This window comes from Williamsia sp. R60 (assembly GCF_054063855.1).
The window spans coordinates 1-1307 of record NZ_JBSSGR010000009.1 but is presented as its reverse complement, the minus strand read 5'-3'; the positions used below and the strand labels follow the sequence as shown (position 1 = coordinate 1307).

The window sequence follows — 1307 nt, the reverse complement described above, 5'->3', positions numbered from 1 at the left end:
ATCACCAGACGTGGTCCCCCTTCTCCCGAAGTTACGGGGGCATTTTGCCGAGTTCCTTAACCACAGTTCTCTCGATCGCCTTAGTATTCTCTACCTGACCACCTGTGTTGGTTTGGGGTACGGGCCGTGTCGCCACTCGCTAGAGGCTTTTCTCGGCAGCATAGGATCATGGAATTCGCCTCATTCGGCTACGCATCACCTCTCAGGATATGTGAGACACGGATTTGCCTATGTCTCTCCCTACAGGCTTACACCAGTACAACCACTGACTGGCCCCACTACCTTCCTGCGTCACCCCATCGCTTGACTACTACCAGCAAAGGTCCCATGCATCCAACCAAACGAAACCCGAAGGTAACCCTTGATCTTCAGGATGGTTAGTACTGCTGATTCATCACGGACGCGACTACACGGGTACGGGAATATCAACCCGTTGTCCATCGACTACGCCTGTCGGCCTCGCCTTAGGTCCCGACTCACCCTGGGCGGATTAGCCTGGCCCAGGAACCCTTGGTCATTCGGCGGCGAAGTTTCTCACTTCGCTTTCGCTACTCATGCCTGCATTCTCACTCCCACACCCTCCACACCTGGATCACTCCGATGCTTCCATGGATGCAGGACGCTCCCCTACCCACCCACACACCTAGTCCCACCCCCGCAGGGATGAGACGGGCTATCGTGTGAGTGCCGCGGCTTCGGCGGTGTACTTGAGCCCCGCTACATTGTCGGCGCAGGATCACTTGACCAGTGAGCTATTACGCACTCTTTCAAGGGTGGCTGCTTCTAAGCCAACCTCCTGGTTGTCTTCGCGACCCCACATCCTTTTCCACTTAGTACACGCTTAGGGGCCTTAGCCGGCGATCTGGGCTGTTTCCCTCTCGACTACGAACCTTATCGCCCGCAGTCTCACTGCCGCACTCTCACTCACTGGCATTCGGAGTTTGGCTGACGTCAGTAACCTTGTAGGGCCCATCGGCCATCCAGTAGCTCTACCTCCAGCGAGAAACATGCGACGCTGCACCTAAATGCATTTCGGGGAGAACCAGCTATCACGGAGTTTGATTGGCCTTTCACCCCTACCCACAGCTCATCCCCTCCATTTTCAACTGAAGTGGGTTCGGTCCTCCACGACGTCTTACCGTCGCTTCAACCTGGCCATGGGTAGATCACTCCGCTTCGGGTCTAGACCCGGCGACTCTAACGCCCTATTCGGACTCGCTTTCGCTACGGCTACCCCACACGGGTTAACCTCGCCACCGAGCACTAACTCGCAGGCTCATTCTTCAAAAGGCACGCCATCACCAACC

1 rRNA gene is annotated in these 1307 nt (G+C 56.4%); it reads right to left on the bottom strand.

From position 1 onward, the window contains the following. Positions 1-1307: ribosomal RNA gene (locus tag ACVWY6_RS24625) — 23S ribosomal RNA — on the bottom strand; the annotation flags it as partial.